Genomic DNA, 4,744 nt, shown 5'->3' on the forward strand with positions numbered 1-4,744 from the left:
ACCAACAAGCAATTGCGCAAGGGCCCAAGGGGCCAGGCCCCCAGCCCCCTAGCCACCCCCTCAAGGGCTGCCCGACGTAACAACAATGGTCCTGGCTGTAGAACTTGTTTGCGTAGAAATAGAAAATCTTGCTGGTTGCGTTGATATCCCAAAAGAGGCAAAAGCAATTGTTGTAATTGCTGGGAGGCATCGGGCCCAAGGGCATTACGAAGCAATTGAGCAGCGGCTGAACTGCGCTGATAACCAACCAAATCAGTGCAACTAATTAATTCAGCCTTTTGAAAATCTTGCTTGTCATCTGTTAGTTGAGCCAACCAAAGGGCGAATACTTCAAAGGCTTGGCTCTGGTTAAGTTTTGGCAGCATTGCTGCTAATTCATGGCGAAGCAAGGGCTGTTCACCTGCTTGGAGCTGTTGAAACCATTGCTGGGTTGTTAGCTCCTGGGAAAATTCCAGGCCGATGATTCAACCTCGCAAAACAGCGCCAAATTTCTCAACCAAAAGGGGCTTCAACTGATCTGCCAACTCAGTTAATGGAATCGCCTTGCCATAGAGCTCTGCCAGCTTTGGTGAGGCCCCCAAATCACCGCCTAGATAAACCTTAACTGCTTCTACCATTTCACCATTGTGCTTTGTTTTAGCGCCCATAAAACCGAGCTCACCCATGTAAGGCTGGCCGCAAGCATTGGCGCAGCCAGTCCAGTGGCTGCGTAGGGGGCGCTCTAACTGCAAAGTTAGCTCCAACTGTTCAAGTACTTTTTGAGCAGTTGATTTTGTTGGGATCATTGCAAAACTGCAATACTTGCTACCTGTGCAACTCACCGCCTCCGCCTGCAGGTGGCTGGGCTTGGGGCTAAAACGTAGTAATAGCGGTTCAGCAAGGAGCTGATCAAGTTTTTCATTGGGAATATTGGCTATCAATAAATTTTGCGCTTCTGTGAGGCGTATTTCTGAATTGCCGTAGGTGCGCGCCAAACGCGAAAGTTCAAACATTGAATCGGCATCAAGCCTACCCATGGGCACATGCAAGCCAAGCCAATGGAAATCCTTTTGAGCTTGCTGATTTACACCAAGGCAAGACCGGGGTGGTTGATCAACTAAATGACTGCCATCATGAACCTGCACAGGTTGACCGTAGGCATCTAACAACTGCTGCCGATAAATATCAAACCCAAGCTGATCAATTAAATACATTAAGCGGCTTTTGTTTCGGGCCATGCGGTTACCATTTTCCTGGTAATGAAGCAACACAGCAAGGCTAAAACCAGCTAATTGCTCAGGCCGCAGCCACAGGCCAAGGGGTTTAGCTAGTTCATTGCGCTGGGCGGAAAAGAAACCACCAACCATAACGGTGAAACCCAATTCACCGGCATAAATAGAAGGCAGATAAGCAAGGTCGTTATGCAAAAGAAAACTATCTGCTGCACCGCCAACGGCCACATTGAACTTGCGGGGCAAATTACGCGGTCCATCAATTCCAAGTAACTCAGCCTGGATGGCATCCACCAATGGGCGGGTATCAATAAATTCATCGGGGTCGATGCCTGCAAGGGGGTTGCCTGTGATGTTGCGGGGATTGTCGTGGCCCGATTGTTTACTGGTTAGCCCCACTGTCTGCAACTGAGTCAAAAGCGGCTGCATATCTTCAAGCAAAAGACCGCGCAATTGCAAATTCTGACGAGTAGTTATATCAGCGCTTCCATGTTCACCACAGCGATCTATGGCCTCGGCTAAAAGTTCAAGCTGGTGGCTATTAATAACGCCATTGGGTAAGCGTAGGCGCAACATGAATCGCCCTGGGGTTACGGGTCTAAAGAAGATCCCCAACCATTTCAAACGAATAGTTAGATCAGCTTCATCCAATTGCTGCCAGCCGGCATGGGCGAGTTGATCTAACTCAGCTTCAAGTTCCAAGCCACAACGCTCAGCCTTTGCCTGCTCAATTTTGCTTAATGCAGCAGCTGGCATGGCATTAATAAATCAACCTTGCCACTTTCTCTAGGAGTGCCCACCCGCTATGTGCCTTTTACTACCGAATCGCCAACGCTTTGAATAGTGGCTAGTTTCACAAACCCTGTTGACCCTGGCTTCCAACCGCGGCTCCAGCCTCAACCCTGCCCAGCAGCGCTTTCGGGAATTGCTTGGCAAGGTGGGCAGCGGTGAGCACACCAGCAGTGGCCTAAGCCTTAGCGAAGCGGAAGAAGCCATGGACGCCATGCTTGATGGCGTTGCAACTGATGCTCAATTAGGAGCATTTCTGATCGCCCACCGCATACGCAGGCCTGAACCCCAGGAGCTGGCCGGGATGCTGCGCAGCTATCGCCGCCAAGGACCTGTGCTCAGCAGCCCTGGCCGCCGCGCCATTTGCTTTGGAGTGCCCTACGACGGTCGCAACCGCACTGCACCGCTGCTGCCCCTAACTGCCATTGGGCTTGTAGCTGCCGGTGAAACGGTGGTATTGAGCGGCGGCAACCCCATGCCTGTGAAATGGGGAATAACGCTGGCAGAGCTAATGAATTGCCTTGGGCTCCCCTGGGGGAACCTAAAGCTTGAACAGGTGCAGCGATTGCTTCTTGAAGAAGGAATAGCCCTATGCCATCAACCCAATTTATTTCCAGCGGCAGAAAAGCTCACACCAATTCGCGACCAAATAGGCAAAAGGCCACCACTGGCAAGCCTCGAGCTGATCTGGACACCTCACCAAGGCAAACACCTTTTAATAACTGGCTATGTGCATCCACCAACGGAAGCAAGGGCGATAGCAGCTTTGTCTTTAGCGCAGGAAGATGATGTGGTTACGGTGAAAGGTCTGGAGGGATCAACGGATTTATCCCTTGGCCGAGCCTGCATCACTAGCCGTTCATACCAAGGCAAGCAGCAACGCCTGATCCTGCACCCGCGGGACCATGGATTTAAGGGAGCTGATCCAGCTTTTACCGATATGGAAACCTGGACGGAGCAAGCAATTACGGCTCTCGGAGGCAGTGGTCCTATGGCAGAGGCACTGCTTTGGAACCTCGGAGCAATGCTTTGGATCAGCGATAACCAGAAGGATTTAAACAGCGGCATTAAAAAAGCAAAGGAACTGCTCGAAAGCGGAGCGTTATTAAAACGCTTGGGGCAAATCCAAAAAGCTCTAACAGCTGTTCAACTATGAAAAAAACGGAACGCCATTGCCGCATTTTCAAATTTGAAGCTGAATTCAGCGATAACTTGCGCTGCATACCGATGGCAGTGCGGCGCAAACTTGATTTATGTGGCCGCAAGCTTCGCCTGCAGCAATGGCTTGAACTGGGAGACGAGCAAAAAATGGAATTGCTGAACTGGGGCGATAGCGAGCTGGAGCTCCACAAGCTCGCTGATCGGCTGAAGGAATCCTGCAACGAAATAAACAGGGCAATCCAGGAGGAATGGCAGCAAATAGACCGAGTACCTGGTTTGATCGAAGAGGCATGCCTAGCTTCTAAGCAGCCGGTGCCAAACCTGCGGCAATGGCAACAGCTTGATGAACTTGAGAGATTTGCACTGCTGAAGCTTTGCAGCCCAGGCCATAGTCATAGCAACAGTAAAAGCAGGGGGAATCTGCCCCTCGCCCTCGGCGAATTCCTCGAAAACAAAATTACCTAGGTGATCGGTAGCGATTCACACAATTTGGCGCCCTGCAACGTGGTGTTCTTATGGGGCGGTCAGCAGTTGCGCCGCCCAAAACACCCGGCTGCAGTTTTCCAGACTCCGGGCTCAAACCACATTTACCATTGCCATGGGTTATTTCACCCGCCGTTATTTCGTAGTTTCTGCAGCTACTTCAGCAATTTCACTGTTGCTTTCGCCTCTGGTTGCGATCGCCGCACCGGGTAAACCTGAAACCACAGAAGTTGAATTGGGCTTCATTGCGCTAACGGATTCAGCTCCATTGATAATTGCCAAAGAGAAGGGTTTCTTTAATAAACAAGGAATGACTGGCGTTGAGCTGAAAAAACAAACATCATGGGCTGTTACACGGGATAACCTTGAACTGGGTGGTTCCAGAGGTGGTATCGACGGCGCTCACATCCTCTCACCAATGCCCTACCTGCTTTCAACAGGAGCAATAACCAAAAGCAAGCAACCCTTACCTATGCTGATTTTAGCAAGGCTAAATACCCAAGGGCAGGCAATCTCTGGCTCTAAAGAATTTCTAGATGAGAAACTAAAAGTAAAGGCACCCAATCTAATTGAAACTGTAGACAAGAAAAATAAAACTGGCGATAAATTTAAAGCAGCGGTTACATTTCCAGGCGGCACCCATGATCTGTGGATGCGGTATTGGATGGCAGCCAATGGAGTAGATCCCAATAAAAATGCCGATCTTGTGGTAATTCCTCCACCGCAAATGGTTGCCAACATGCAGAGTGGCACTATGGATGTGTTTTGCGTTGGCGAGCCATGGAATGAAAGACTAGTTAACAAAAAACTTGGCTACACAATTACACAAACAGGTGAGATTTGGAAAGAGCATCCAGAAAAAGCATTCACAATGAGGGCTGATTGGGTAAAGAAGAACCCGAACGCCAGCTTACGCTTAATTATGGCTGTGCAACAAGCACAAAAATGGGCAGATAATCCAGCAAACGCAAAAGAATTAGCTGAGATTCTTTCGGAAGATAAGTATGTGAAAGCTAGCGTTGATGATTTACTGCCACGCCTGCAAGGAACCGTTGATTATGGTGATGGTCGGAAAGTAACAAATAGCCCATTCAAAATGT

Annotated in this window: 5 protein-coding genes; 3 read left to right on the top strand and 2 right to left on the bottom strand. The window is 49.6% G+C overall.

The window, feature by feature from the left end:
* Both KB557_RS09025 and KB557_RS09030 read right to left on the bottom strand, forming a co-directional pair.
* A partial coding sequence (locus KB557_RS09025) for a hypothetical protein (protein WP_255133418.1) occupies positions 1 to 365 on the bottom strand: 365 nt, incomplete at its 3' end.
* Positions 366 to 464: 99 nt separating this feature from the next.
* A complete protein-coding gene (locus KB557_RS09030; RefSeq protein WP_255133421.1) occupies positions 465 to 1,967 on the bottom strand; it encodes a ferredoxin--nitrite reductase in 1,503 nt (500 codons plus the stop codon).
* A gap of 109 nt (positions 1,968 to 2,076) precedes the next feature.
* Here KB557_RS09030 and KB557_RS09035 point away from each other — a divergent pair, with 109 nt between their 5' ends.
* The 3 genes from KB557_RS09035 to KB557_RS09045 all read left to right on the top strand — a co-directional run.
* Positions 2,077 to 3,156, top strand: a complete 1,080-nt coding sequence (locus tag KB557_RS09035) for an anthranilate phosphoribosyltransferase family protein (protein ID WP_255133424.1) — start codon at positions 2,077 to 2,079, stop codon at positions 3,154 to 3,156.
* The gene (locus tag KB557_RS09040; protein WP_255133426.1) at positions 3,153 to 3,626 is read left to right on the top strand and encodes a nitrate reductase associated protein; all 474 of its coding nucleotides are present in this window, start codon (positions 3,153 to 3,155) and stop codon (positions 3,624 to 3,626) included. Before KB557_RS09035 ends, KB557_RS09040 begins: the two co-directional genes overlap by 4 nt.
* 133 nt (positions 3,627 to 3,759) lie before the next feature.
* Positions 3,760 to 4,744: CmpA/NrtA family ABC transporter substrate-binding protein (locus KB557_RS09045; RefSeq protein ID WP_255133427.1), on the top strand; the 985-nt coding region annotated here is incomplete at its 3' end.

The organism is Synechococcus sp. Cruz CV12-2-Slac-r, assembly GCF_024346075.1.
Taxonomy (GTDB): Bacteria; Cyanobacteriota; Cyanobacteriia; order PCC-6307; family Cyanobiaceae; genus Synechococcus_D.